Genomic DNA, 24,120 nt, shown 5'->3' on the forward strand with positions numbered 1-24,120 from the left:
AACAGAGGTGTGAATGTTTACCGGAATAGTACAAACCCAGGCTGAGATTACCCAAATTCACGATCTAAACGGCATTCGCCGTTTAACAGTGCAGGCGGGGGCTGATTATTTACAGCAGCTAACACGCGGCGCCAGCATTGCGATTAACGGTGTTTGTTTAACTGCCACCGAATTTGATAGCGCGGCCGGCTGGGTCTGTTTTGATGTGATAGCGGAAAGTCTGCAAAAAACTAACCTTGGCACTTTGGTCGTTGGCAGCCGCGTCAATCTGGAGCGCTCACTGCGTTTTGGTGATGAACTGGGTGGCCATATTGTCTCTGGTCATGTCCAGGCTACCGCGACACTGAGCGCGATTAAACGGGATGCTGATAATGTGGGCTTTGAGCTTAGTGTACCCGCCGAGCTGCTGCCTTATATCCAGCCGAAAGGCTTTATTGCGGTGGAGGGCTGCAGTTTAACCGTTGGTGAAGTGACGGCGCAGGGCTTTAGCCTTTATTTAATTCCTGAGACACTGCAGATCACCAATTTAGGCGGTAAGCAGGTTGGCGATAAGCTGAATATCGAATTAGATCAGCAAACGGTCACCCTTATCCGCACCGTAGAGCGGCTGTTAGCTGAACGCTTTAACAAGCCCTAATAGTACTGCTCGTCGTCGGCATCAACAAAAATCTGCACCTTATGCCGCATCTCATCGACATGCACCCGGATATGCATTGGATTGCAGCAATTGCTGCAATCCTCGGTGTAATCCTGATCTTCATCGGTGGCTTCGACACAGATATCCGTCGGGTGCCCGCAAAATGGGCATTGAATACTATGGAAAATGGGCTGCATCCCAACCTCCGTTTAATCTGTTAATGAAACAGCTGTTTAATCAGTTCCTGTGCCTGCAGCAGATAACTGCCCCGGAATTGATTGGCATGGTTTAGTACATGATACAAATTATAAAGGCTTTTGCGCTGTTGGTAGCCTTCATGCAGCGGATATACCGCCTGATAGCTTTGATAAAAGGCTTCCGGAAAACGGGCAAATAAACCGGTAAAGGCCACATCGGCTTCGCGATCACCAAAATAACAAGCCGGATCAAACACCACCGGGCCTTCGGCGGTAAAGCCAACATTGCCACGCCATAAATCACCATGTAGCAGGCTTGGCAGCGGTTTATGATGTGCCAGCAGCTGGCGGCTTTGCTCAACCATTTTATCGATATTACCTACGCCAAAACCTTGCTCGGCCAGTAACTGCAATTGCCAGCCTAAGCGCTGCTCTGAGAAAAAACTGCTCCAGTTGCTCTGCCACTGATTTGGTTGCACGGTCAGGCCAATAAAATTATCCCAATCAAAACCGAACATTGCCTGTTCATGCCGCGCATGCAGCGCAGCCAGCTGTTCACCGAGTTGTTGCCAGCCCTGTTCGGTTTCCATTTGTAGTGGCAAAAATTCCAGTACTAAAAAGGCTTTATCCAGCGTCTGACCAACACAGATCACTTCTGGTACCCGGATGGCGCCTTGCTGGGCCAGTTTTTGCAGCGACCACTGTTCATTTTCAAATTGCTCCAGCCGTTCGCGTTGGTTCAGTTTGACAAAAAATTGCCGGCCCTGGCCCTGAATATGCCAGGCCAGATTAACCGAGCCACCGTTTAGTGACGCCTTGTCGGTGATCTGAAAATCAATATCCAGCTCAGTGCTGATTTGTTCTGCAATACTTTGCCACATAGGTACCATCCTGTTGTTTGCCTAAACTGAGTATGGCTGATTTAGCGCAAATTTCCTTGATCCCGAATAAGGCAGGATACGTAAAACACACCTAATATTAGTTGTATCCAGCAGCGCTCGCTGTGCCATGGAGTTACCTATGACCACCCCACAACTGCGTTTCCGGCAACAGGCTTTTCAGATTGTTGCCGCCGTTAACCTATTACTGTTTTTGTTGTCGCTGGTGTTTGCCATGGTGTATGGCAGTTGGCTAAGTGCCTTGGTAATCGGGTTACCGGCGTTGGTGGTGCCGTACTTTTTATATCAATTACTCGGCGATCAGTTGCTGGCGCGGCTTAGCTACGGCGTTAGCTTTATGCTGTTTGCTGCCTTGCATATTCATCAGTCCGTTGGCTTAACCGAAATACACTTTGGCATCTTTGTGCTGCTGGCGATTTTATTCGCGTTTCGCGATCAGTGGGTGATTATCGTCGCGGCTTTGGTTATCGCCGTGCATCACTTACTGTTTATGTGGTTACAGCAGCAGAATATGGGCGTGTATTTACTGCCCGAGCAATATAATAGGCTATCGATTGTTATGATTCATGCCGCCTATGTGGTGGTGGAGGCTGCGGTGCTGGTGGTGATGTGCCGGCAGGCACTGCGTGAGGCACAGGTAGGGCAGGCATTATTTGATGCGACCGATGCCCTGCTAAATAACGAGGGGCAAATCGTACTGAATCAGCGCGCGCAGGCGTTGGACTCTCGCGTTATCGCTGGTTTTAACAAGGTGCTGAATTCATTGCAGCAGACGCTACAAACGCTGAACCAGTCAGTCACTGAATTGGATCAACAGTCTGATCAACTGGAGTTGGATGGACAGCAGTTAGCCGCCGGTATGCAGCAAAAGCTGCGAGAGGTGGAGCGGATTGCCGCAGCAACCGAACAAATGTCGTACAGCATTGCTGACTTACATCAAATTGCACAGCAAGTTGCTGCCGCCGCCGGCTCGGCGGAACAGGCCGCATTATCAGGTCAGCAGGCCGTCAGCGCGACCATTGGCTCGGTACAACAGTTAGCCCGGCAACTGAGCCAAACCGGTGAAAAAGTTAACGAGATGGCGCTGGCCACGACCGATATCCGCAAAGTATTGGATGTAATTCAAGCCATCGCCGAACAAACCAACCTGCTGGCACTCAATGCCGCTATTGAAGCCGCCCGTGCCGGCGAGCAAGGGCGTGGTTTTGCGGTGGTGGCAGATGAAGTTCGCACCCTGGCATCCCGTACTCAGGCATCGACCGGTGAAATTAAGCAGATTATCGAGCGTTTAGTCAGTAACAGCCGGCAATCGGTTGAAGTGGTGCAGCAAAGCGTTGCTCAGTTAGAAGATACCAGCCAGCATGCCAGTCAAAGTAATCAGCTGCTGGGTAGCATTTTGACAGAGGCACGGCAAGTCGCCTCCTCGGCTGCGACTATGTCTTCGGCACTGCAACAACAAAATAGCGCCAGTAATGAGGTAGCTTTTAGTAGTCAGCAGCTAAAAACCATGGCGCAGCAACAATCGCTGCAAAGTGAAGCTGTGGCCACCTCGGCTGGCCAGCTAGCGAAACTGGCCACACTGTTAAAACGGGAGACCCTGAAATTTATCGTCTAAGCGCGTTAGCGGGGCGCTTTTCTGAGCGACAAAAGCACGGTTTTGCTTGGGCATTATTTGTGAGTTGGCTGTTGTTAAGTAGTGTGGCACTTTTTCGCTTTGGTTTTAGCCATTACGGCGAGTTTGATCCGCAGCAGCAATGGTCAGCAGCCGCGCCGCAGGTAACGCTGGCAGCATTACAGATCCAGGATGCTACTGGCTGGCAGCTGGTGCATGTGCTGGATAGTCAGTGCGGTTGCTCGCGTCTGGCACAGCAACATGTTGCGACCTTAAGCCAGCAGTTGCAACTTAGTAGCAGTCAACAACATTATCGCTCGGCCACCGAGCTGGCGGCAGCCGGCTTCCGGTTGCCGGCGATACCCGCTGTGCTGGTGTTTGAACACGGGATCTTACGCTACGCTGGTCCTTATGCCAGTGGGCCGCTGTGTAGCGCCAGTAACAGTTTTTTACCGGCATTACTGTCAGGGCAAAGCCGTTTGCCTGGCAGTTGGTTAAATGGCGAAGCTATGGCTTGCCGTTGTCTGGTCAGTCCCGCCAGTTAATGATACTATGCGGCGGCTTTTTATTACTTCAGCGCGCGACGTCGTGCAGATGGCTTTTCGTTTAAGCCATTAACTGCCCGGCAAGTGCCTGAATTTTCACAACCCCACAAGTGACCCTTGGTATGGGCCACCACTGTTAAGGACTTATCATGCCAGTTATTACTCTGCCAGATGGCAGCCAGCGCGCCTTTGAACAAGCTGTTTCCGTATTAGATGTCGCCAAAAATATCGGCCCGGGTTTAGCTAAAGCGACCATCGCCGGTAAGGTCAATGGTGAGCTGGTCGATGCTTGCGAGCTGATCACCCAGGACGCCAACCTAAGCATCGTCACCATCAAAGATCAGGAAGGCCTGGAAATTATGCGCCACTCCTGTGCTCACTTATTAGGTCATGCCATCAAGCAGCTGTGGCCCAATGTGAAGATGGCGATCGGCCCGGTAATTGAAAACGGCTTTTATTATGATGTCGATCTGGAGCAGCCGATCAGCAGCGACGATTTAGCGGCGCTGGAAGCGCGGATGCTGGAACTGGCAAAAACCGAATACGATGTGGTAAAGCGCAAAGTCAGCTGGCAGGAGGCCTGGGATACCTTTAATGCCCGCGGCGAAAGCTACAAAATGGAAATTCTGGAGCAGAATATCCCGCGTGACAGCCAGCCGGCGCTGTATCACCACGAAGAATATACCGATATGTGTCGCGGCCCGCATGTGCCAAATATGCGCTTTTGCCAACACTTTAAAATTATGAAAGTAGCCGGCGCCTACTGGCGTGGCGACTCGAAAAACAAAATGCTGCAGCGCATTTACGGTACCGCCTGGGCCGATAAGAAGCAGCTTGCCGCCTATTTAACCCAACTGGAAGAAGCAGAAAAGCGCGATCACCGTAAAATCGGTAAGGCTCTGGGGTTATTCCACTGGCAGGAAGAAGCGCCGGGCATGGTGTTCTGGCACAACGACGGCTGGACCATCTTCCGTGAGCTGGAAACCTTCGTGCGTGAAAAGCTGGGGCAGTACGACTACGACGAAGTAAAAGGTCCCTTTATGATGGACCGGGTGCTGTGGGAGAAATCGGGGCACTGGGAAAAGTATGCCGAAAATATGTTTACTACCCAGTCTGAGCACCGTGAGTACGCCATCAAACCGATGAACTGCCCGGGCCATGTGCAGATCTTTAACCAGGGCTTAAAATCTTACCGTGATTTACCACTGCGGATGGCGGAGTTTGGTTGCTGTCACCGTAATGAGCCATCAGGTGGCTTACATGGTCTGATGCGGGTGCGCGGCTTTACGCAGGACGATGCGCATATCTTCTGTACCGAAGAGCAGGTGCAGACTGAAGTGACCAAGTGTATCAAGATGGTATTTGATACTTATAGCACCTTTGGCTTTAAAAACATTAAGGTCAAGCTGTCGACCCGGCCAGCCCAGCGTATCGGCTCAGATGAAATCTGGGATCGCGCTGAGCAGGGTCTGATCGATGCGTTAAAAGTCAATGAGATTGCCTACGACCTGCAGCCAGGCGAAGGCGCTTTCTATGGCCCGAAAATCGAATTTACACTGCATGACTGTTTAAACCGTGCCTGGCAGTGCGGCACTATCCAGCTCGATTTTGCCTTACCTGGCCGTTTGGGTGCCAGCTATGTGGCGGAAAGTGGTGAACGGCAGGTGCCGGTCATGATCCACCGCGCGATTTTGGGTTCACTGGAGCGTTTTATCGGTATTCTGATTGAAGAATATGCCGGTTTCTTCCCAACCTGGTTAGCGCCAACCCAGGTGGTGGTGATGAATATTACCGATAATCAGTCCGAATATGTGCAACAATTAGTAAAAACTTTCAAATCTCAGGGCATAAGAGCAATAAGTGACTTGAGAAATGAGAAGATAGGCTTTAAAATCCGCGAGCACACGCTTAAGCGCGTCCCGTACCTGGTGGTAGTTGGTGACAAAGAAGTTGAAGCTGGCGATATCGCAGTCAGAACCCGCAAAGCAGAGGATCTGGGCAAGATGTCGGTGGCTGCTTTTGTTGAAAAACTCACTGCAGAAATTAAAAACCGGACCGCGAGCTAAGCAAACAGGAAACTTTTTCGGAGGAACATACTATTAAAGTAGGAAAGAAAACATTACCTTCAAACCGTCCTAACCGGATTAATGAAGAAATTAACGTACCAGAGGTACGCTTAATTGGTGTAGAAGGTGAACAGCTGGGTGTAGTCAGTATTGCTGAAGCCAATCGTCTGGCAGAAGAAAGCGGCGCCGATTTAGTAGAAATTAGCCCGACAGCTGAACCGCCAGTATGTAAGTTGATGGACTACGGTAAGTTCCTGTTCGAAAAAGGTAAAGCTCTGAAAGAGCAAAAGAAGAAGCAAAAACAGATCCAGATTAAGGAAATTAAATTCCGGCCTGGAACTGATGAAGGCGATTACCAGGTAAAACTACGCAACCTGCGTCGCTTCATTGAAGAGGGTGACAAAGCTAAAGTAACGCTGCGCTATCGTGGTCGTGAAATGGCGCATCAGGAAATCGGTATTGAGATGTTGACTCGAATTAAAGAGGATCTGTCTGATATCGCCATCTGCGAATCTTTCCCGAATCGGGTAGAGGGTCGTCAGATGATTATGATGCTGGCCCCAAATAAGAAGTAATAAGCGCCCACAAGTTTAATAAGCTGCGGCACGCCGCAGTTTTTTAACGCCTTATTATTCGTTGTAACTTAACAATGCGAGTTTAAAAACTATGCCTAAGATGAAAACCAATAAAGGTGCCGCGAAGCGTTTCAAAAAGACTGCTTCTGGTAGCTTTAAACGTAAGCAATCACACCTTCGCCACATCCTGACGAAGAAGTCTTCTAAGCGTAAGCGTCAGTTAGGTCCAAAAACCTTAGTCGCTAAAGTCGATATCGCCGGCTTAGTCCGTTGCATGCCGTACGCATAAGTCATTAGGAGACAGAAATGCCAAGAGTTAAACGTGGTGTCACGGCGCACGCGCGCCATAAGAAGGTATTAAAGCAGGCTAAAGGTTACTACGGTGCCCGTAGCCGTGTTTACCGGGTTGCTTTCCAGGCCGTTATCAAAGCCGGCCAATATGCTTACCGTGACCGTCGTCAGCGTAAGCGTCAGTTCCGTCAACTGTGGATCGCGCGTATCAACGCTGCGTCACGGATGAACGGTTTATCTTACAGCCGTTTAATTGCAGGTCTGAAAAAGGCTTCAATTGAAATCGACCGTAAGATCCTGGCCGATATCGCTGTATATGACAAAGCGGCTTTCACTGCTATCGTAGCTAAAGCAAAAGACGCTTTAGTTTAAGATTAGTGTGAAGCATAAAAAAACCACCGCAAGGTGGTTTTTTTATGCTTGTTTGTTTGTATTTGACCCCGAACAAGGTTCGGGATCAGAAACCTAAGGTTAGTTAACGGCTGGGATTAATTCCATAATCACCTGGTTGTTATAAAACAACTGCAATTTATCAGCATTTACTTCGGCGCGGTCAGCTTGCTGCAGCTTCTCGGTAAACTGCTGTTCGATGTTGCTGGCATCGGCGCAAAACTTACGGGTACTGGCCAGTTGCTGCACGGCAAAGGTGTTGGCGCGCTGTTGATAGCTGGCATTAAAGTTATTACAGCCACTAAAGCCGTATAACTTATCTTTTTCAAAAATAAGCCGTACATTCAGTGAGTGCGGGATATAGCGATCGGCAATTTTTTCCGCGCGCCAGACAATGCCTTGTAAGTCTTTCATCGCAAATTGGTCCGGGCAGGTGGCATTGGGCCAGAACTGCTCGAACTTATCAATAAACAAGGTATCTGCACCATTCTGATCGGCGCCTTTACGGCCTACCAGGCTGGCAATTACCGCCTTGTTATTAAAACGACTATCTTGCTGGTACAGCCGCATCATCGGCAGATGGTTTTGTGTATTGGCGACAGGCAGACTCTCACCGGTTTTACATGTTACAAAGGTTGCCTGATTATTTTGCAGCCGGTACAAGCCTAACATTGGCTGACGGCTATCCAGTTTCTTAACAGCAGTTAAGCGATTCAGCTGATAGGCATCCGAGTTTAAGATCGGACGGCCTGATAAATCGGTCATCACTAATTGCTGATTAGAGCGGAAATGGAAGGAGGGCAGTGTAACCTGCTGGTTAACTAAATGCAGAGTACGACGCTCTAATAACCATGAACCGCTGATAAGTTCAACTTGACCCCGTTCCAGGTATTCCTGACGGGCTTCAAAGCGGCCATCACGGTACAGATTAATGTGGTAGCTAATACCCGGGCAATCGGCACAGGGCAACACGCCTTCAAAGGTCATATCACTATCAATAAAGATATGCTCAAAATCGGTCGCCAGGGCCTCAGTTGTTTCACTATTAGCAACCTCATTCGCATCGACCACCTCTGCTGGCACCGGAATAGCCGGTTTTTCAACGGGCGCCGGTCTGGATAATTTCGCCGGTGGCTCCGAGCCAAAGTAAGGTAGCTGACTACAGGCTGTTAAACAGAGTGAACTAGCAAGCAACAGTTTCTTCATAGCAGATCTCAGCAAAAAATTTGGCGCATTATAACGCAGCCGACCATTCGGCACAGGGCTATTTTAGCGATAACCCAGTAAAGTCCCTTTCACCTGCGCGGCAGTGTCCCGCGGGTGTTCTTGCATAAAGCAGTGACCACCGGCAACCTGCGTTGCCCGTACTGCTGGATTCAGCTGTTGCCACTTTGCCACCGCTTTGACCACAAAAGGAAAAGTCTGTTCACCGTAAAATACACTAATCGGTGCTGCCGCTTTGCGTAGTGCCGGCCATAATCCTTTTGGGTAGGAGCTGAAGATCTCGGCTTCCCGCTCGGGCCGGCATTTTAGCTGCAGCTCGCCGGCATCCGATTTTAAGGCATGGTCGACATAGGCGCCCAGTGCTTCCGGATGCCAGCTTCGAAATAAACTGCGGCTTTGCAGATACTCGACGGCACTATGCCGATCTGGCCAACGCTGCCGGCGGCGCAGTGCAGCTTTGGCTAATGGATTCTTTTTAAACAGCCGCACGCCTTCTAAGGTGCGGGCCAGGAGAATCATTGATGGCGGAAACAGTACCGGATCGAGCAATACAAGCCCTTGAAACAGCCCCGGATATCCGGCATGCATTAACGCCGTTAACACACCGCCAAAGCTATGGCCCATGCCATACACCGGGACATTACCGTACTGAGCGTGATGAGTTTTAAAAGCCTGGACGGCCAGCTCAGCGGCGACATTCCAGCCTAAAAAGGGGCCGCCATGATCGCTGTCGCCATGGCCCTGGGCATCAGATAAAAACAAATCGTAGTCGGCGGCTAACTCTGCCAGTAGTGGTTGATAACTGCGGGCACAAAAACCGTTGCCGTGCAAAAAGTGGATAACCGGTTTACCGGACACTGGGGTTTGCCAGCCGCGCAGGGTAAAGCCATAGCGGGTATGGAAGGACCAGGGAATTAACTGCATGCTCAGCCTTTATTTGTAATCAGTCTTTATTTGGTGCCAAACAACTTATCACCGGCATCACCTAAGCCCGGCAGAATATAGCCATGCTCGTTCAAGCCCTGATCGATAGCGGCGGTATAGAGTTCAATATCGGGATGAGCGTTTTGCAAAGCAGCAATGCCCTCAGGCGCTGCGACTAATACCAGCGCTTTGATTTGGCTACAACCCTGTTGTTTTAATAAGTCGATAGTCGCAATCATCGAGCCGCCGGTGGCCAGCATCGGATCAATAATAATCGCCAGCCGCTGGTCTATTTCCGGTGCCAGTTTTTGAAAGTAGGGCACAGGTTGCAGTGTCGTTTCGTCGCGGTAAATGCCGACCACACTAATACGGGCACTGGGGATCAGATCCAGCACGCCGTCAAGCATCCCCAAGCCGGCACGTAAAATCGGCACTACGGTCACTTTTTTACCCTGAATTTGTTTGATCTGACAGGGGCCGCTCCAGGCTTCAATCGTCACCGTTTCGGTTGGCAAATCTTTAGTGGCCTCATAAGTCAGCAGGCTACCCAGCTCTACGGCTAGTTGCCGGAATTGCCGGGTGTTGATGTCGGCAGCTCTGAGCAAACCAATTTTGTGTTGTACCAGCGGATGAGAAACTTCGACGACGCGCATGGTTAGCTCCCTTATTGCATAAAGTCATGATGTAGGCGGCGATGATACGGCAGGCAGGCAGCCATGAGCAAGTTTTACCCTGCCAGTCAGTTGTACCGAATTTTATTTGTCACTTGTCAGACCAGAAATGCGTTTGTGACTTGACAGACCAGTTATTCAAACGTACATTTCAAACAGGTGTTTAAAAGTATGTTTAACGGCGTAGTGAAGAATGAGCAGTAAAGTGCAGACTCAACAACGTATTCTGGATGCAGCCCAGAGCTTATTTGCGGAAAGTGGCTTTAATGACACCTCTTTACGGCAAATTACCACTAAAGCCGAAGTCAATTTGGCGTCGGTGAACTATCACTTTGGCTCGAAGAAAGAGCTGATCCAAGCAGTGTTACAGCGTTACCTGCAAGTACTGATGCCGCGACTGGATCAGGAGTTTGACCGCTTGCTGGCCAGTCAAAAACCGAATGATTTAACCCAGATCTTATCTGTCTTCGTGAAACCCTTGCTGGATCTAAACCAATTACAACGCCGCGGTACCCGTACCTTTTTACAATTATTGGGCCGCGGTTATACCGATGTACAGGGGCATTTACGTTGGTTTATCAATCATCATTATGGCCGCACGCTAGATAAGTTCGTGTTACTGGTGCAGCAAAGCTGCCCACATTTGCCGCAAAGCGAAGTGTTCTGGCGGCTGCATTTCTCGCTGGGTTCTATTGTGTTTACGATGGCTTCCAGTGATGCGCTGGCTGAGATTGCCCAGGCTGATTTTAATGAAGCGGTGGATATTGAAGGGGTGATCCGCCGTTTAATCCCTTATCTCGGTGCGGCTATTGCCGCGCCGGTTTATTCCCAAGACCTTAAAACCGTTGCCTGATGCTGGAAGGAAGCTGATATGGTGTATTTGTTAATAATAGTGGCAATACTGGTGGTGCTGTTTGGTGTAACCTCCATTCGTCGTAGTCTGATTACCAAGCCGGTGTTTGGTATTTTCAAGAAAATTTTACCGCCCTTGTCAGATACTGAGCGTGAAGCGATGGAAGCCGGTGATGTCTGGTGGGATGGCGAGCTATTTAAAGGCAAGCCAGATTGGCAAAAACTGCATGCCATTCCGAAGGCCGAGTTGTCAGCCGACGAGCAAGCCTTTATGGATAATCAGGTGGAAACCCTGTTGACTATGCTGGACGATTATAAAATCGTGCAGGAAGACCGCGATCTGCCAAAGGCGGTATGGGATTACATTAAGCGCGAAGGTTTCTTTGCGATGATTATTCCTAAAGCCTATGGTGGCCGCGAGTTTTCGGCCATTGCCAACTCAACCATCGTTTCTCGCATTGCTACCCGCAGTTTAACTGCCGCAGTCACCATTATGGTGCCGAACTCTTTAGGCCCGGGCGAGCTACTGATGCACTATGGTACTCAGGAGCAAAAAGACCGCTGGTTACCAACGCTGGCAAATGGTACCGATGTGCCGTGCTTTGCCTTAACCGGCCCGGAAGCAGGCTCTGATGCCGGCGGTATTCCGGATACTGGTGTAGTGTGTAAAGGCCAGTTTGAAGGTAAAGAAGTACTGGGTATTCGTCTGAACTGGGATAAGCGTTATATCACGCTGGCACCGGTTGCGACGGTACTGGGGTTAGCCTTTAAGCTGTATGACCCGGAAAAACTATTAGGTGATAAGGAAGAGCTGGGCATTACCTGTGCTCTGATCCCAACCAGCCACCCTGGTGTGCAGATTGGGGATCGCCATTTCCCAATGAATATGGCCTTTATGAACGGTACTACTTACGGCAAAGATGTGTTTATTCCGTTGGATTGGATTATCGGTGGTCCCTCTTACGCTGGCCGCGGCTGGCGGATGCTGGTGGAATGTTTATCAGCCGGCCGGGGGATTTCACTCCCAGCGCTGGCGACCGCAACCGGCCACTTAGCGGCGCGGATGACTGGCGCTTATGGTTATGTACGCCAGCAATTCGGCATGTCGATTGGCAAGTTTGAAGGTGTACAGGAAGGCTTAGCGCGCATTGGTGGTTTAACTTACACCTTAGAAGCGATGCGGGTGATGACCGCCGGTGCTATCGATTTAAAACTGAGCCCGTCAGTGGTTACGGCTATTGCCAAATACCATATGACAGAGATGTCGCGTACCTTATTAAACGATGCCTTTGATATTCATGCCGGTAAGGCCATTCAATGTGGTCCGATGAACTATCTGGCTCACGGCTATATGGGCGTCCCGATCTCGATTACGGTAGAAGGGGCTAATATCCTGACCCGTAACCTGATGATTTTCGGCCAGGGTGCGACCCGTTGCCATCCTTATGTATTGGCAGAGCTGGAAGCTGCAGCCAATCCAAATGCCGAAGAAGGTCTGGCGCAGTTCGATAAGCTGTTAATGGCGCATATCGGCTTTGCGGTAGGGAATACCTTCTCTGCCCTGTGGCAGGGTTTAACAGCCGGTGCCTTCAACAGCGCCCCGGTATCGGGCGAAACGGCCCGCTACTACAAGCAATTAAGCCGCATGAGCCGTGCGTTGGCATTAAGTGCTGATATTTCGATGTTGATGCTGGGCGGTGATTTAAAACGCAAAGAGATGCTGTCAGCCCGCTTAGGTGACGTGTTAAGTCAGTTGTATATTGCTTCCTGTGTGCTGAAGTTCTTTGAAGACAATGGTCGTCAGCAGGCCGATCTGCCGTTCGTGCATTACAGTGTGCAGCGCTCGCTGTTTGAAATTGGTAAAGCCTTTGATGGTTTCTTTGCTAACTTCCCGAACCGGGTTGTGGCACGGACTATCCGTACACTGGTATTCCCGTTTGGTATTGGCTACAAGATGCCGTCAGACGCGGTGGCCCAGCAAATTTGTGAAGCCTTATCTAAGCCAAATACGCTGCGCGATCGTCTGACCCATCTGTGCTATATGGGTAAAGATGAAGACGATGCTACGGGCTTAATGGAAAATGCTTTTGTCGCGATGTATAACGCTCAGCCATTGCTGAAGAAAATTGCCCAGGCGCAAAAAGCCGGTCAATTACCACGCAAACAGCCGCTGCTGGATAGTATTAACCAGGCGTTAGCGGCCAGTATTCTGACGGAACAGGAAGCGGACAGCCTGCGCAAGATGAACCAGCTGCGCTTTAAAGCCATCAGTGTCGATAGCTTTAAACCCGGCGTGCTGGAAGGCATGAGTGTCGGTAAACGTGATGCGGCGTAATTAATGCAGCAACAGGAAAACCGGAGCCAGGCGCTCCGGTTTTTTTATCGGTTCTCGATTGGTAAAGTCCGGAATAGCGTTAGAATAGGCCCGACCACGCATAACAGCAATAATAAGAGGTAACAATATGGCGCACAATATGGCACAAAGTACAATTCGTCTGGCCACGGTAGCCGATGTGCCACTGATATTGAAATTTATTCAGGGATTGGCGGAATATGAAAAGCTGGCGCATGAGGTAGTAGCAACCGAACAAAAGTTAACCGAAACCTTATTTTCAGCACAACCTGCCGCTGAGGTGGTGATTGCTGAATATCAGGGACAGCCTGCAGGTTTTGCGTTGTTTTTCCACAATTACTCGACCTTTCTGGCCAAGCCGGGTTTGTATCTGGAAGATCTGTTTGTGTTACCCGAATACCGTGGCAAAGGTTTAGGTAAATTACTGCTGACCTATTTGGCGAAACTCGCCGTAGACAGAGGTTGTGGCCGTTTCGAATGGTCGGTACTGGATTGGAACCAACCCGCCATCGATTTCTATCAGGCTCAGGGCGCGGTCTTAATGCATGATTGGCGGATCAATCGGGTAACGGGTGATAAGTTAACGGCACTGGCCAGCCAATATCAGCCTGTCTAAAGGCTGCAGTAGTATATTGGAGCAGTAGATGACGAAGGATCAGAAAAAGCAAAATACCAAGCCGGTAGTACCGGTAGAGCCGCAGCCAGCAAAAGTCGCGCCCAAAATGGTAAAGCGGCGGCAAAAAGGTGACTTTTGGATTAACCTCAGCATCGCCTTGTTTATCAGCGTTTGTCTGCTGATTCTTGGTTTTGAATTGTTAATTAAGATTGCCGGCTAGAAAGCATTATCAGTGACTGTTTGACCGCAAGCAGGGCTGTATCAGCACTAAAACAATAAGGGAGGCAATCGCCTCCCTTATTTGCTCCGCACATCGATAGCGCAGTGTCGCTAGAACCTTAGAGCGGGCCGCGGGCAATAATTTCCTGTGCCATCTGGTCGGCGACCGTGCTGGTGGGTTTATCTTCGGCATCGGCACGTTCAAAAATCCGCAGCAGCGTATCGTAAATTTGCATTACTTTAGCGGTAGACTCCGCAGCATTATAACCCTGTGGACGCATTTCAAAGGCCACGTTGATAATACCGCCGCCGTTAATAACGTAGTCCGGTGCATACAGAATGCCTGAATCACGTAGCTTCTGTCCATGCTCTGGCCGTTTTAACTGGTTGTTGGCACAGCCGGCAACCACTTTCGCTTTTAACTGCGGAATGGTGTCATCATTTATAGTGGCGCCCAGCGCACAAGGGGCGTAGATATCAGCTGCTACACCGTAGATATCATTCAGGCCGACGGCAGTGGCGCCAAATTGCGCTACGGCACGGTTTACCGCATCCTGGTTAATATCAGTAACAATCAGTTTCGCGCCTTCTTTGTGCAGGTGCTCACACAGATAGAAACCAACGCTGCCTAAGCCCTGCACGGCAACCGTTTTACCGGCTAAATCGGCAGAACCAAATTGATGTTTGGCCGCGGCTTTAATGCCCTGATAGGTACCCAGCGCTGTAAACGGACCCGGATTACCGCTTTTACCTTCTAAACCGGCAACAAAAGGCGTTTCCTGATGCACCTGCATAATGTCATGGGTAGTGATATTGACGTCTTCCGCACTGTAGTAGCTGCCACCTAAGCGATGTACCATACGGCCAAAGGCTTTAAACAGTGCTTCCGATTTGATGGTCTTGGCATTACCGATAATCACTGACTTGCCGCCACCCAGGGGTAAACCGGCCATGGCGTTTTTATACGTCATACCGCGTGATAAACGCAGTACGTCCACCAGTGCATCTTCGTCTGATGCATAATCCCACAACCGGCAGCCACCGACAGCTGGCCCTAAACGGGTGCTATGAACGGCGATAATGGCTTTTAAACCGGTTTCCTGATCACTGCAGAACACGACTTGCTCGTGCTGATCAAACTCTGGGTGATTAAATACGGCCACAACGGACTCCCTTGCAAGAATAGCTATTACAGCTGGATAGTTTACGTTTACGTTAACTGCGACTTTCGTCGTAATGGCGCGGAATGTACCATTTTGGCTAACTGAAAGCCAGCCCTGCATACAACTTGAACCTGGTCTGGCCAGTGGCGGCGTTTTGCTAGTCAGTAAAGCTTGATTGTCGGGAACAGCTCACATAAAGTAGCGGCATTGATAACACAGGAAGTCATTTTATGAGTGAGCAGTTAACTCAGCAAACAAACGAATTAACCGACGAGCAGCGTGCTGCCTGGGTAAGAACACAGTTTCAAAAAGCCAACGAATATCTGGCGACCAAAGGCATTATTCCAGACAATGTCGCCGTAAGTGAGAGCCGTTACCTCCCGCCACTCGTAGCGATTTGGAAATTAAATACCCGTGATGCTAAGTCATTCTGGGTGATTAGCGGTGATTTGCCCACTGATCATATGCCGCTCAGTGCCGCTCCGAATGCCCGTGAAGCGATGCGATCTTTTGCCTTACACTGGCAATTAAAAGCCGAGCAAATTGCCCAGGCCGGCTTTAGTGACCAAACGCAGGTCGACTTTGCTAACTTATTGGTTAAGCGTGCGGAAGGCTTGTATGACTTGTTCGATAACGAACAGTTATGGCAGGGGCAGTAACTTAACTGTCAAGTTTTGTTGCCATAAAAAAAGCCGCTACTGCGGCTTTTTTTATGGCTGGCGTCAGGCCTTATTCTTCAAAATACCACAGACCCTGATTAATCAGATCGGTGATTAACAGCAGTCGCTCTTCGCGCGCGGTAAAATGTAAACATTGTTGCTGGTCAATACGTTTACTGTCGCACAATAACTGCGTGGTCGTCAGCTCTTCTGCCGGCAGTACAATGTTATTGCCGTTAATAAACAGTTGGATATCGCTGTTGTCCGTGGCCTGATAATAACAGCAGCGCAGGCCGCCAAGGCGCGCCAGTACAGAGCCTTCTTCCAGATATTCCGCAATTTCTTCTGCCTGATAATGCGGGTCTGGCTCTTGCTGATCCAGCTCATGTTTGGCCTGGGTAATATACTGGCCAAACCATAGCGGTAGTGTGTCGCGGTCACTGACCAGTTGCACCAAAAGCTGCTGCACCTGATCCAGATCCTGCTCACTAATCGCACCGATATTAGCAGTCAGGTTGCGATCAGGATCGCTAAAGCGTTTCCCGCTGATATCATTATCCAATAGATAATCGGCTAAACCGGTCAGTAAGTCTTTTTGTGCCGGCGCCCGGAAACCGACTGAGTAGTTCAGACTGTTCTCCAGTGAAATCCCTTCGTGCGGGCAGCCAGGCGGAATATATAGAATATCACCCGGCTCCATAATCACATCAATACAGGCGGTAAAGGGCGTGACTTGAAGCAGGCGCGGGTGCGGGCAGAATTGCTTTAGCGACGCATCTGGCATGCCAACCCGCCAGTGTCTTTTACCTTCGCCCTGGATAATAAACACATCATATTGATCCAGATGCGGACCAACACCGCCACCCGGCGTGGAAAAGCTGACCATCAGATCATCAATCCGCCAGTTTGGAATAAAGCGAAATGGCTCAATCAACTCCGCCGCAGGTGGATGCCAGTGGTCAACCGCCTGCACCAGGATAGTCCAGTCCTTGTCGCCATAGCGGTTAAAGTCTTCAAAGGGGCCGGTTTCCAGCTGCCAGTTACCGTCGCGACATTCGACCAACCGTGATTCGACGTCGTCTTCCAACGCCAGACCTGCCAGCTCATCCGCTGACAGCGGATCCTGAAAGTTCTTAAAGCCTTGTTTAATCAACAGCGGCTGCTTTTGCCAGTACTGCTGCATAAAATCGGCCAGGCTTAATTCACCCAGATTTAACTGATACATTTTAGGATCCCAAGTAAAGCAGCTGAATTTACGATTACAGAGCAAGAACCAGATTGCTTACGCCAAGACGCCGTAAATACATCCCTGTAGGCTTCATTCAGGCATCCATGCCTTCAAGACTTGGCTTAAAGCAATCCGGTTCCCTGCTAATAAAGTTACTGGATTAGTCCAGTAACTCTACCAGGCGAATGGCATCACCGATATAGCCGGCAGGTGACAGCTGCTTCATCTCGGCTTTTACCGCATCCGGCAGTGCCAGACCATCAATAAAGACGGCCAGATCGGCGGCGCTGATCCGCTTACCACGGGTCAGTTCTTTTAACTTCTCGTACGGCTTTTCAATGCCATATTTACGCATTACCGTCTGCACCGGCTCGGCCAGTAATTCCCAGTTGGCGTCCAGCTCGGCCAGCAGGTTGGCTTCGTTCACTTCCAGCTTGCTAATCCCTTTTAACGTGGCTTGATAGGCAATCAGCGTATAGCCAAAGCCGACACCGAGATTACGCAGCACGGTAGAGTCGGTCAGATCACGCTGCCAGCGTGATACCGGTAACTTGGCGGATAAGTGGTTAAACAGCGCATTGGCGATGCCGAGGTTACCTTCTGAGTTTTCAAAGTCGATCGGGTTAACCTTATGCGGCATGGTTGAAGAGCCGATTTCGCCGGCCACGGTTTTTTGCTTAAAGTGACCCAGTGCAATATAGCCCCAGACATCGCGGTCAAAATCCAGCAGAATGGTATTAAAACGGGCGATGGCATCAAACAGCTCGGCAATATAATCATGCGGCTCAATTTGCGTGGTGTAGGGGTTCCAGCTGATACCCAGCGAGCTGACAAAACGCTCGGCAAAGGCATGCCAGTCCAACGTCGGGTAGGCTGATAAGTGCGCGTTGTAGTTACCGACCGCGCCGTTGATTTTACCCAGCAGGCTGACCGCAGCAATTTGCTCACGCTGGCGCTTTAAACGCACATAGACGTTTGCCAGCTCTTTGCCCATCGTCGTTGGGGACGCCGGTTGGCCGTGAGTACGTGCCATCATCGGCACCGCTTTTAACTCCAGTGCCAGCTTTTTAATTGCTGTTAGCAATGCATCACACTCAGGCAGTAACACGCTGTCACGCGCTTCGCGCAGCATCAGCGCATGCGACAGGTTATTGATATCTTCGGAGGTACAGGCAAAGTGGATAAATTCACTGATGGCCGCAAGTTCGCTGTTGCCGGCGACTTTTTCTTTTAACAGGTATTCAACGGCTTTCACGTCGTGGTTAGTGGTGCGCTCGATATCTTTCACCCGCTGCGCATCGGCCAGACTAAAGTTATCGACGATTTGATTTAACAGCGCATTGGCCTCTGCGGATAACGCTGGCACTTCGCAGATTGCTGGCTCAGCGGCTAATTGCTGTAACCAACGCACTTCGACCAAAACCCGGTACTTGATTAAACCAAACTCACTGAAAATCGGGCGCAGCGCGGCAGCTTTGCTACCGTAGCGGCCGTCGACCGGCGAAATGGCAGTAAGGGCATTAAGTTCCATGAAAACTCCTGATCTTATAGTGCGGGGAGGCTGGCGAGTGCGGCTTTCGCTGCGGCCAGTATTTTCCGTCGTTTAAAAATAAAGTTTAGCCGGCTACCGCCAGCCTGACGCCAGAGTACGGCAGAGCGGATCGCCGCCAGCAGCAGGGCGCGCACTTTTTGCTGCACACTGCTTTGACTGAGTAACTCGGGTTGGCCGTAAATTTGAATGCGGGCACCCAGGCTGCTAATGCAGTCGGTATAGATATCGGCCAGTTTGCCAATAATAGTGTCGTCGGTGACACTAAAATGCTGTAATTGCCGCTCAAGTTGTGACAGCTGTTTACCCAGCTCTGCCATATTGTCACGGTTTTTATTCAGCCGCCGCTCCAGCGCCAATACGCCAACCAGATAGCGCGTCAGTTCGACGTCTTTCTTCGGGGTATCACCCAGTTGCTCGATGATCAACTGCAGACCTTCACGTAAATTCGTCAGGTCGCCACCATAGATATCCAGCGGTGTAGCGGGGTTCAGATTAATAACACTATTGAGGATTATTTCCAGCTGCGCCTGCTGCGAGTCAGTGCTACGTGCCACTTTTTGTACCAGCTTAGCGGCCTGACACAGACCCGCCAGCGCATAAATTTGCGTTTCTAACGATGCTTGCATATTAGTTTAGTGCCTCATCAATAATGCCACCGCCGAGGCAAACCTCATCCAGATAGAATACTGCCGACTGACCCGGGGTCACGGCTTTTTGTCGGCTATCAAAAGTCACTTGCAGCCGGCCATCAGAGCGCGGTGTGACTGTGCAGGGGATATCGTGTTGCCGGTAGCGGGTTTTAACTGTTAAGCGGCAAATTTGCTGTGGCCCATGGCGATCCACCCAGTGCAATTGGCTGGCGATAAGGCCGCTGGATAGCAGCGCCGGGTGATCATGGCCCTGCGCCACCAGTAACCGGTTAAGCGTGAGATCTTTGCCGACCACATACCAGGGATCGTCGCCGCCATCACGTAAACCGCCAATGCCTAAGCCTTTGCGCTGGCCCAGGGTATGATACATCAGACCCTCGTGACGGCCGATAACTTTGCCATCATCAATACTGACAATCTCGCCCGGCTGCGCCGGTAAATACTGCTGCAGAAAATCTTTAAATTTGCGCTCGCCGATAAAGCAGATGCCGGTGGAATCTTTTTTATCATGGGTGACCAGGCCTTGCTGCTCAGCAATGGCGCGTACGGCCGGCTTTTCCAAATCACCGACCGGAAACAGGGTTTGTGCAATATGTTGCTCAGCCAGGGTATAGAGGAAGTAGCTTTGGTCTTTATTATGATCCAGACCACGCAACATTTGCCAGTGACCATCCTGATAACGGCGGCGTACATAGTGGCCGGTAGCAATATAGTCGGCGCCCAGCGCTTCGGCAGCAAATTCCAGAAAGGCTTTAAACTTGATTTCTTTATTGCACATAATGTCCGGGTTAGGGGTGCGCCCGGCTTTATATTCGGCTAAGAAATACTCAAACACATTGTCCCAGTACTCAGCAGCAAAATTGACTCTGTGCAGTTTAATACCCAGTTTATCGCAGACTGCCTGGGCATCGGCCATATCTTCTGCGGCAGCACAGTATTCGTCGTTGTCGTCTTCTTCCCAGTTTTTCATAAACAAGCCTTCCACCTGATAACCCTGTTGTAATAACAGGTAAGCGGAAACGGATGAATCGACGCCGCCGGACATCCCGACGATTACTTTTTTACTGCTGTTCTCTGACATGACACCGCGCTTTAAGAGAGCCCAAAACAAAGGCGCGGATTATAACACCAAAATAGCCGGGCAAAAATGTTCGCCGAGGGAAAAATGCAGAGCAACCTGCGAGTTGCTACTAGCAAAGCGGTTGGATCAACGAAAGTGGCAGTCGGGTGCCAGCTAAACAGAGATCAATGGCATCCAACACCAACTGACTGCGGGGTGGCAGCTTTTGCGCCAGTAACTCGTTTCTACTTAGCCAATGCAGTGCCAGGATATCCGGATCCTGGGGGCGAAACGCTGGCGGCAGGCTGTCGGGTTCAAACAGAAAGTTTACCCGGACATAGGTATGACCATTGCTGGCTTTGAGTTGTGACAAGCCCAGCCAGGCGGTCGGCAGTAAGGTCAGACCGGTCTCCTCGTAAACTTCGCGGCAGACGGCGCTAAGCAAATCCTCATCTTCTTCCATATGGCCGGCCGGTTGGTTGAGGACTTCCCGACCACTGAGTTTGTCGCGCTCCTGTACCAGCAAAAACCGGCCCTGATAATAAACCACCGCTGCTACTGTCAGATGGAGTCTGTTCCTGCTCATGCTATTCCTTGTTGTCGTCGCTGCCGCGTCAGTGCGGATTACAAATTGATACTACGATACTGCCCCGGCGCCAGAACGTCCAGTTGCCAGTCGCCAATCCTAACCCGCACTAAACGCAGGGTAGGGAAGCCAACTGCGGCTGTCATTCGCCGCACCTGACGGTTACGACCTTCGTGAATAGTCAGGGCCAGCCAACTGGTCGGAATATTGGCCCGATAGCGAACCGGCGGCTGCCGCGGCCAGAGTTCGGGTTCCGCCAAAAGCTCAGCCTGGGCCGGTAGCGTCATGCCGTCGTTAAGTTGTACACCCTGACGCAGCTGTGCCAGAGCCTGTTCGGTAATTTGCCCCTCGACCTGCACCCAGTAGGTTTTCGGTGCTTTAAATGCCGGGTCAGCAATGCTTTGCTGGGTTTTACCGCAGTTGGTTAACAGCAGCAGGCCTTCACTGTCCCGATCCAGCCGGCCGGCAGCATAGATATCCGGAATGGCTAAAAAATCAGCCAGTGTCTGGCGCGGCGGTGTGCTGTTGTCGGTAAACTGACTTAACACATCATAGGGCTTATTAAAGAGTACCAATAGTGGATTTTCTACCTTAGTCCTATTGTTTTTTGCCGAAAAAGCCTTATGTTTTGGCCGGGACGGCCGTTTTTGATTATTCACGCCTGGTCTCTGCATCTGCTAGTAATAGTAGTATTGACACAGCGCCGCCCGCTGGTGCTGTTTAACCGGTAGTGTGCCGCTGGATGCGCGCTGCCTGTTTTATTCGCCTTGATGCTGATATACTCAGCCGGCTTTGTTTGGCTGCGTTTTAAACAATTTCCATACACGGGTGGCGATGGCCTTGTCATGGCGATCCGGCGCTAACAATACAGGAACTAACATGTCGAAAGAAAGTGCAAAAATTATATACACCATCACTGATGAAGCGCCAGCGCTGGCGACCCAGTCGTTATTGCCGATTATTGAGGCCTTTTCTGCCGCGGCCGGTGTAGCCGTTGAAACCCGTGATATTTCTTTGTCGGGCCGTATTATTGCGAGCTTTCCGGAATTTTTAACTGCTGAACAGCGCATCAACGACGATCTGGCTGAGCTGGGTGAACTGGCGAAACAGCCGGATGCCAACATTATCAAGCTGCCAAATATCAGTGCCTCTATTCCACAAATGAAAGCAGCGATCAAAGAATTGCAAGCCCAGGGCTATGCGCTGCCAGATTATCCGGAAGAGCCGAAAACCGAGCAGGAGCGTGATGCTAAAGCACGCTACGACAAAATCAAAGGCTCGGCGGTTAACCCGGTATTACGGGAAGGTAACTCTGATCGTCGTGCGCCGGCTTCAGTTAAGCAATATGCCCGTAAAAATCCGCACAGCATGGGTGCCTGGAGCAGCAGCTCGAAATCTCATGTTGCCCATATGACGGCTGGCGATTTTTATGGCTCTGAGCAATCCGCTACCATGACTGCTGATGATGTGCTGAAAATCAGCCTGCAGCAGGCCGATGGCAGCGTTAAAGTATTAAAAGAAAAAGTGGCAGTACTAGCCGGTGAAGTGGTTGATGCCACCTTTATGAGCGTAAAAGCGCTGCGTGACTTCTATGCCGCTGAAGTAGAAAGTGCGAAAGCGCAGGGTGTACTGTTCTCGTTGCACTTAAAAGCCACCATGATGAAGGTATCAGACCCCATTATGTTCGGTCATGCGGTAAAGGTGTTCTACAAAGAGATCTTCGCTAAATATGCCGCCACCTTTGACAAGCTGGGCGTGGATGTGAATAACGGTATTGGCGATCTGTATGCCAAGCTGCCACAGCTGCCGCAAGCCGAGCAGGACGCCATAGTGGCCGATATCAAGGCGCTGTATGCCAGCAAGCCGGCGATGGCGATGGTGAACTCCGATAAAGGCATTACCAACCTGCATGTACCAAGCGATGTGATTATCGATGCCTCGATGCCAGCGATGATCCGCAGCTCTGGTCAGATGTGGGGCCCGGATGGTCAGTTACATGATACCAAAGCCGTGATCCCGGATCGTTGCTATGCCGGTGTTTATCAGGAAACGATTGAATTCTGTAAGAAGAACGGTGCTTTTGACCCGCGTACCATGGGTTCAGTACCGAACGTCGGCTTAATGGCGCAAAAAGCGGAAGAGTACGGTTCACACGATAAAACCTTCGAAATCCCGGCCGCCGGTACCGTAGTGGTAACCAACAGCCAAGGCGAAGTAGTATTTAGCCATCAGGTCGAAGCTGGCGATATCTGGCGCATGTGTCAGGTAAAAGATGCCCCTATCCGTGACTGGGTAAAACTGGCCGTTAACCGCGCCCGTTTAAGCAACACGCCAGCAGTATTCTGGCTGGATAGCGCCCGCGCTCATGATGCTGAGTTGATTAAGAAAGTACAAAGCTACTTAAAAGAGCACGATACTACTGGTCTGGATCTGCAGATTATGTCGCCGGTTGATGCTACCCGTCATACTCTGGCGCGGATGAAGCAAGGCTTGGATACGATTTCGGTAACCGGTAACGTGCTGCGTGACTATCTGACTGACCTGTTCCCAATCCTCGAATTGGGTACCAGCGCCAAGATGCTGTCTATCGTGCCACTGATGAACGGCGGCGGCTTGTTCGAAACTGGCGCCGGTGGTTCAGCACCTAAACACGTCGAGCAGTTTGTTGATGAAAACCATCTGCGCTGGGATTCACTCGGTGAGTTCCTGGCGCTAGCAGCATCACTGGAGCATCTGTCTCAGGTTGCCGGTAACAAGGTGGCACAGATCCTGGCCGATACCCTGGATCAGGCGACAGCCTTATTCCTGGACAACGACAAATCACCACGTCGTAAAGCCGGCGAGCTGGACAACCGTGGTAGTCACTTCTATCTAGCGATGTACTGGGCCCGCGCTATGGCAAAACAACAGGCTGACAGCGCACTGGCAGCACGCTTTGCTAAACTGGCGGACACCCTGGAAGCCAGCGAGCAGCAAATTCTGGCGGAGTTAAACGGCGTGCAGGGTAAGGCAGTGGATATCGGCGGTTACTACCGTCCGGATCAGGCCAAGGTGGCTGCAGCGATGCGGCCAAGCGCAACCTTAAACGCGGCGCTGGCAGCACTGTAATAGCGGTGAGCGGCCCGCTATCCGGTCATAACCGGGTCTCGGG

General features: G+C 50.7%; 25 protein-coding genes. 13 read left to right on the forward strand and 12 right to left on the reverse strand.

Going from position 1 to position 24,120, the window contains the following annotated elements; all coding sequences use genetic code 11:
- Nucleotides 1-13 precede the first annotated feature (13 nt).
- Nucleotides 14-637 (forward strand): riboflavin synthase, encoded by a 624-nt coding sequence (locus tag AGRI_RS01270; protein ID WP_008983220.1) that lies wholly within the window; start codon nt 14-16, stop codon nt 635-637.
- Here AGRI_RS01270 and AGRI_RS01275 read toward each other — a convergent pair.
- Nucleotides 634-834: a CPXCG motif-containing cysteine-rich protein gene (locus tag AGRI_RS01275; protein ID WP_008610179.1), complete on the reverse strand. Its 201-nt coding sequence runs from the start codon at nt 832-834 to the stop codon at nt 634-636. The genes AGRI_RS01270 and AGRI_RS01275 overlap by 4 nt on opposite strands.
- 20 nt (nt 835-854) lie before the next feature.
- Nucleotides 855-1,715 carry a fructosamine kinase family protein gene (locus AGRI_RS01280; protein ID WP_008983221.1) on the reverse strand — a complete coding sequence of 287 codons (861 nt, stop codon included), beginning with the start codon at nt 1,713-1,715 and terminating at the stop codon, nt 855-857.
- A gap of 139 nt (nt 1,716-1,854) precedes the next feature.
- On the opposite strand from AGRI_RS01280, the gene AGRI_RS01285 reads away from it, so the two are divergent.
- The 6 genes from AGRI_RS01285 (at nt 1,855) to rplT (ending at nt 7,194) form a co-directional block, all read left to right on the forward strand.
- Entirely contained in the window at nt 1,855-3,348 is a 1,494-nt protein-coding gene (locus tag AGRI_RS01285; RefSeq protein WP_008983222.1) for a methyl-accepting chemotaxis protein, read from the forward strand.
- Between the two features lie 59 nt (nt 3,349-3,407).
- Nucleotides 3,408-3,890 carry a DUF6436 domain-containing protein gene (locus AGRI_RS01290; protein ID WP_008983223.1) on the forward strand — a complete coding sequence of 161 codons (483 nt, stop codon included), beginning with the start codon at nt 3,408-3,410 and terminating at the stop codon, nt 3,888-3,890.
- Between the two features lie 149 nt (nt 3,891-4,039).
- Nucleotides 4,040-5,956 carry a threonine--tRNA ligase gene (thrS, locus tag AGRI_RS01295; RefSeq protein ID WP_008983224.1) on the forward strand — a complete coding sequence of 639 codons (1,917 nt, stop codon included), beginning with the start codon at nt 4,040-4,042 and terminating at the stop codon, nt 5,954-5,956.
- Between the two features lie 32 nt (nt 5,957-5,988).
- Entirely contained in the window at nt 5,989-6,531 is a 543-nt protein-coding gene (infC, locus tag AGRI_RS01300) for a translation initiation factor IF-3 (RefSeq protein ID WP_082629007.1), read from the forward strand.
- Between the two features lie 91 nt (nt 6,532-6,622).
- Nucleotides 6,623-6,820: a 50S ribosomal protein L35 gene (gene rpmI, locus AGRI_RS16260; protein WP_008949438.1), complete on the forward strand. Its 198-nt coding sequence runs from the start codon at nt 6,623-6,625 to the stop codon at nt 6,818-6,820.
- A 17-nt stretch (nt 6,821-6,837) separates the two neighbouring features.
- The gene (rplT, locus tag AGRI_RS01305; protein WP_008610188.1) at nt 6,838-7,194 is read left to right on the forward strand and encodes a 50S ribosomal protein L20; all 357 of its coding nucleotides are present in this window, start codon (nt 6,838-6,840) and stop codon (nt 7,192-7,194) included.
- 99 nt (nt 7,195-7,293) lie between these two features.
- Here rplT and AGRI_RS01310 read toward each other — a convergent pair whose 3' ends face one another.
- The 3 genes from AGRI_RS01310 to upp form a co-directional block, all read right to left on the reverse strand.
- Nucleotides 7,294-8,418 carry an META domain-containing protein gene (locus tag AGRI_RS01310; protein WP_008983225.1) on the reverse strand — a complete coding sequence of 375 codons (1,125 nt, stop codon included), beginning with the start codon at nt 8,416-8,418 and terminating at the stop codon, nt 7,294-7,296.
- 63 nt (nt 8,419-8,481) lie between these two features.
- Nucleotides 8,482-9,360 (reverse strand): alpha/beta hydrolase, encoded by an 879-nt coding sequence (locus tag AGRI_RS01315; protein ID WP_008983226.1) that lies wholly within the window; start codon nt 9,358-9,360, stop codon nt 8,482-8,484.
- Between the two features lie 26 nt (nt 9,361-9,386).
- Nucleotides 9,387-10,013 carry a uracil phosphoribosyltransferase gene (gene upp / locus AGRI_RS01320; protein ID WP_008983227.1) on the reverse strand — a complete coding sequence of 209 codons (627 nt, stop codon included), beginning with the start codon at nt 10,011-10,013 and terminating at the stop codon, nt 9,387-9,389.
- 211 nt (nt 10,014-10,224) lie between these two features.
- On the opposite strand from upp, the gene psrA reads away from it, so the two are divergent.
- The 4 genes from psrA to AGRI_RS01340 all read left to right on the forward strand — a co-directional run bounded on the left by psrA (nt 10,225) and on the right by AGRI_RS01340 (nt 14,072).
- Nucleotides 10,225-10,884 carry a TetR family transcriptional repressor PsrA gene (gene psrA / locus AGRI_RS01325; RefSeq protein WP_008983228.1) on the forward strand — a complete coding sequence of 220 codons (660 nt, stop codon included), beginning with the start codon at nt 10,225-10,227 and terminating at the stop codon, nt 10,882-10,884.
- A gap of 18 nt (nt 10,885-10,902) precedes the next feature.
- Nucleotides 10,903-13,218 carry an acyl-CoA dehydrogenase gene (locus AGRI_RS01330; protein ID WP_008983229.1) on the forward strand — a complete coding sequence of 772 codons (2,316 nt, stop codon included), beginning with the start codon at nt 10,903-10,905 and terminating at the stop codon, nt 13,216-13,218.
- A gap of 139 nt (nt 13,219-13,357) precedes the next feature.
- Nucleotides 13,358-13,852: a GNAT family N-acetyltransferase gene (locus tag AGRI_RS01335; protein ID WP_040291226.1), complete on the forward strand. Its 495-nt coding sequence runs from the start codon at nt 13,358-13,360 to the stop codon at nt 13,850-13,852.
- A 28-nt stretch (nt 13,853-13,880) separates the two neighbouring features.
- Nucleotides 13,881-14,072: a hypothetical protein gene (locus AGRI_RS01340; protein WP_008983231.1), complete on the forward strand. Its 192-nt coding sequence runs from the start codon at nt 13,881-13,883 to the stop codon at nt 14,070-14,072.
- Between the two features lie 118 nt (nt 14,073-14,190).
- Here AGRI_RS01340 and AGRI_RS01345 read toward each other — a convergent pair whose 3' ends face one another.
- Nucleotides 14,191-15,234: a Leu/Phe/Val dehydrogenase gene (locus AGRI_RS01345; RefSeq protein WP_008983232.1), complete on the reverse strand. Its 1,044-nt coding sequence runs from the start codon at nt 15,232-15,234 to the stop codon at nt 14,191-14,193.
- A gap of 230 nt (nt 15,235-15,464) precedes the next feature.
- On the opposite strand from AGRI_RS01345, the gene AGRI_RS01350 reads away from it, so the two are divergent.
- Nucleotides 15,465-15,893, forward strand: coding sequence for a DUF4826 family protein (locus tag AGRI_RS01350; protein WP_008983233.1), 429 nt, complete (start codon nt 15,465-15,467; stop codon nt 15,891-15,893).
- Nucleotides 15,894-15,963: 70 nt separating this feature from the next.
- Here AGRI_RS01350 and AGRI_RS01355 read toward each other — a convergent pair whose 3' ends face one another.
- The 6 genes from AGRI_RS01355 to AGRI_RS01380 all read right to left on the reverse strand — a co-directional run bounded on the left by AGRI_RS01355 (nt 15,964) and on the right by AGRI_RS01380 (nt 21,628).
- Nucleotides 15,964-17,118: a ribosomal protein uL16 3-hydroxylase gene (locus tag AGRI_RS01355; protein WP_008983234.1), complete on the reverse strand. Its 1,155-nt coding sequence runs from the start codon at nt 17,116-17,118 to the stop codon at nt 15,964-15,966.
- A gap of 163 nt (nt 17,119-17,281) precedes the next feature.
- Entirely contained in the window at nt 17,282-18,652 is a 1,371-nt protein-coding gene (gene purB, locus AGRI_RS01360) for an adenylosuccinate lyase (protein ID WP_008983235.1), read from the reverse strand.
- Nucleotides 18,653-18,666: 14 nt separating this feature from the next.
- Nucleotides 18,667-19,299: a high frequency lysogenization protein HflD gene (hflD, locus tag AGRI_RS01365; protein ID WP_008983236.1), complete on the reverse strand. Its 633-nt coding sequence runs from the start codon at nt 19,297-19,299 to the stop codon at nt 18,667-18,669.
- Nucleotide 19,300: 1 nt separating this feature from the next.
- The gene (gene mnmA, locus AGRI_RS01370; protein WP_008983237.1) at nt 19,301-20,404 is read right to left on the reverse strand and encodes a tRNA 2-thiouridine(34) synthase MnmA; all 1,104 of its coding nucleotides are present in this window, start codon (nt 20,402-20,404) and stop codon (nt 19,301-19,303) included.
- A 109-nt stretch (nt 20,405-20,513) separates the two neighbouring features.
- Nucleotides 20,514-20,969: an NUDIX hydrolase gene (locus AGRI_RS01375; RefSeq protein ID WP_008983238.1), complete on the reverse strand. Its 456-nt coding sequence runs from the start codon at nt 20,967-20,969 to the stop codon at nt 20,514-20,516.
- A 38-nt stretch (nt 20,970-21,007) separates the two neighbouring features.
- On the reverse strand, nt 21,008-21,628 hold the full coding sequence (locus AGRI_RS01380; protein ID WP_008983239.1) for a pseudouridine synthase: 621 nt from the start codon (nt 21,626-21,628) through the stop codon (nt 21,008-21,010).
- A 220-nt stretch (nt 21,629-21,848) separates the two neighbouring features.
- Here AGRI_RS01380 and AGRI_RS01385 point away from each other — a divergent pair, with 220 nt between their 5' ends.
- Nucleotides 21,849-24,077 carry an NADP-dependent isocitrate dehydrogenase gene (locus AGRI_RS01385; RefSeq protein ID WP_008983240.1) on the forward strand — a complete coding sequence of 743 codons (2,229 nt, stop codon included), beginning with the start codon at nt 21,849-21,851 and terminating at the stop codon, nt 24,075-24,077.
- Nucleotides 24,078-24,120 lie beyond the last annotated feature (43 nt).

It is taken from the genome of Alishewanella agri BL06 (genome assembly GCF_000272005.1).
GTDB lineage: Bacteria > Pseudomonadota > Gammaproteobacteria > Enterobacterales > Alteromonadaceae > Alishewanella > Alishewanella agri.

Bases quoted from the DNA above. Each gene is read 5' to 3' on its own strand.
- AGRI_RS01270 (WP_008983220.1), top strand. From the start codon at position 14: ATGTTTACCGGAATAGTACAAACCCAGGCTGAGATTACCCAAATTCAC.
- AGRI_RS01275 (WP_008610179.1), bottom strand. From the start codon at position 834: ATGCAGCCCATTTTCCATAGTATTCAATGCCCATTTTGCGGGCACCCG.
- AGRI_RS01280 (WP_008983221.1), bottom strand. From the start codon at position 1,715: ATGTGGCAAAGTATTGCAGAACAAATCAGCACTGAGCTGGATATTGAT.
- AGRI_RS01285 (WP_008983222.1), top strand. From the start codon at position 1,855: ATGACCACCCCACAACTGCGTTTCCGGCAACAGGCTTTTCAGATTGTT.
- thrS (WP_008983224.1), top strand. From the start codon at position 4,040: ATGCCAGTTATTACTCTGCCAGATGGCAGCCAGCGCGCCTTTGAACAA.
- rpmI (WP_008949438.1), top strand. From the start codon at position 6,623: ATGCCTAAGATGAAAACCAATAAAGGTGCCGCGAAGCGTTTCAAAAAG.
- rplT (WP_008610188.1), top strand. From the start codon at position 6,838: ATGCCAAGAGTTAAACGTGGTGTCACGGCGCACGCGCGCCATAAGAAG.
- AGRI_RS01310 (WP_008983225.1), bottom strand. From the start codon at position 8,418: ATGAAGAAACTGTTGCTTGCTAGTTCACTCTGTTTAACAGCCTGTAGT.
- AGRI_RS01315 (WP_008983226.1), bottom strand. From the start codon at position 9,360: ATGCAGTTAATTCCCTGGTCCTTCCATACCCGCTATGGCTTTACCCTG.
- upp (WP_008983227.1), bottom strand. From the start codon at position 10,013: ATGCGCGTCGTCGAAGTTTCTCATCCGCTGGTACAACACAAAATTGGT.
- psrA (WP_008983228.1), top strand. From the start codon at position 10,225: ATGAGCAGTAAAGTGCAGACTCAACAACGTATTCTGGATGCAGCCCAG.
- AGRI_RS01330 (WP_008983229.1), top strand. From the start codon at position 10,903: ATGGTGTATTTGTTAATAATAGTGGCAATACTGGTGGTGCTGTTTGGT.
- AGRI_RS01335 (WP_040291226.1), top strand. From the start codon at position 13,358: ATGGCACAAAGTACAATTCGTCTGGCCACGGTAGCCGATGTGCCACTG.
- AGRI_RS01340 (WP_008983231.1), top strand. From the start codon at position 13,881: ATGACGAAGGATCAGAAAAAGCAAAATACCAAGCCGGTAGTACCGGTA.
- AGRI_RS01350 (WP_008983233.1), top strand. From the start codon at position 15,465: ATGAGTGAGCAGTTAACTCAGCAAACAAACGAATTAACCGACGAGCAG.
- AGRI_RS01355 (WP_008983234.1), bottom strand. From the start codon at position 17,118: ATGTATCAGTTAAATCTGGGTGAATTAAGCCTGGCCGATTTTATGCAG.
- purB (WP_008983235.1), bottom strand. From the start codon at position 18,652: ATGGAACTTAATGCCCTTACTGCCATTTCGCCGGTCGACGGCCGCTAC.
- hflD (WP_008983236.1), bottom strand. From the start codon at position 19,299: ATGCAAGCATCGTTAGAAACGCAAATTTATGCGCTGGCGGGTCTGTGT.
- mnmA (WP_008983237.1), bottom strand. From the start codon at position 20,404: ATGTCAGAGAACAGCAGTAAAAAAGTAATCGTCGGGATGTCCGGCGGC.
- AGRI_RS01375 (WP_008983238.1), bottom strand. From the start codon at position 20,969: ATGAGCAGGAACAGACTCCATCTGACAGTAGCAGCGGTGGTTTATTAT.
- AGRI_RS01385 (WP_008983240.1), top strand. From the start codon at position 21,849: ATGTCGAAAGAAAGTGCAAAAATTATATACACCATCACTGATGAAGCG.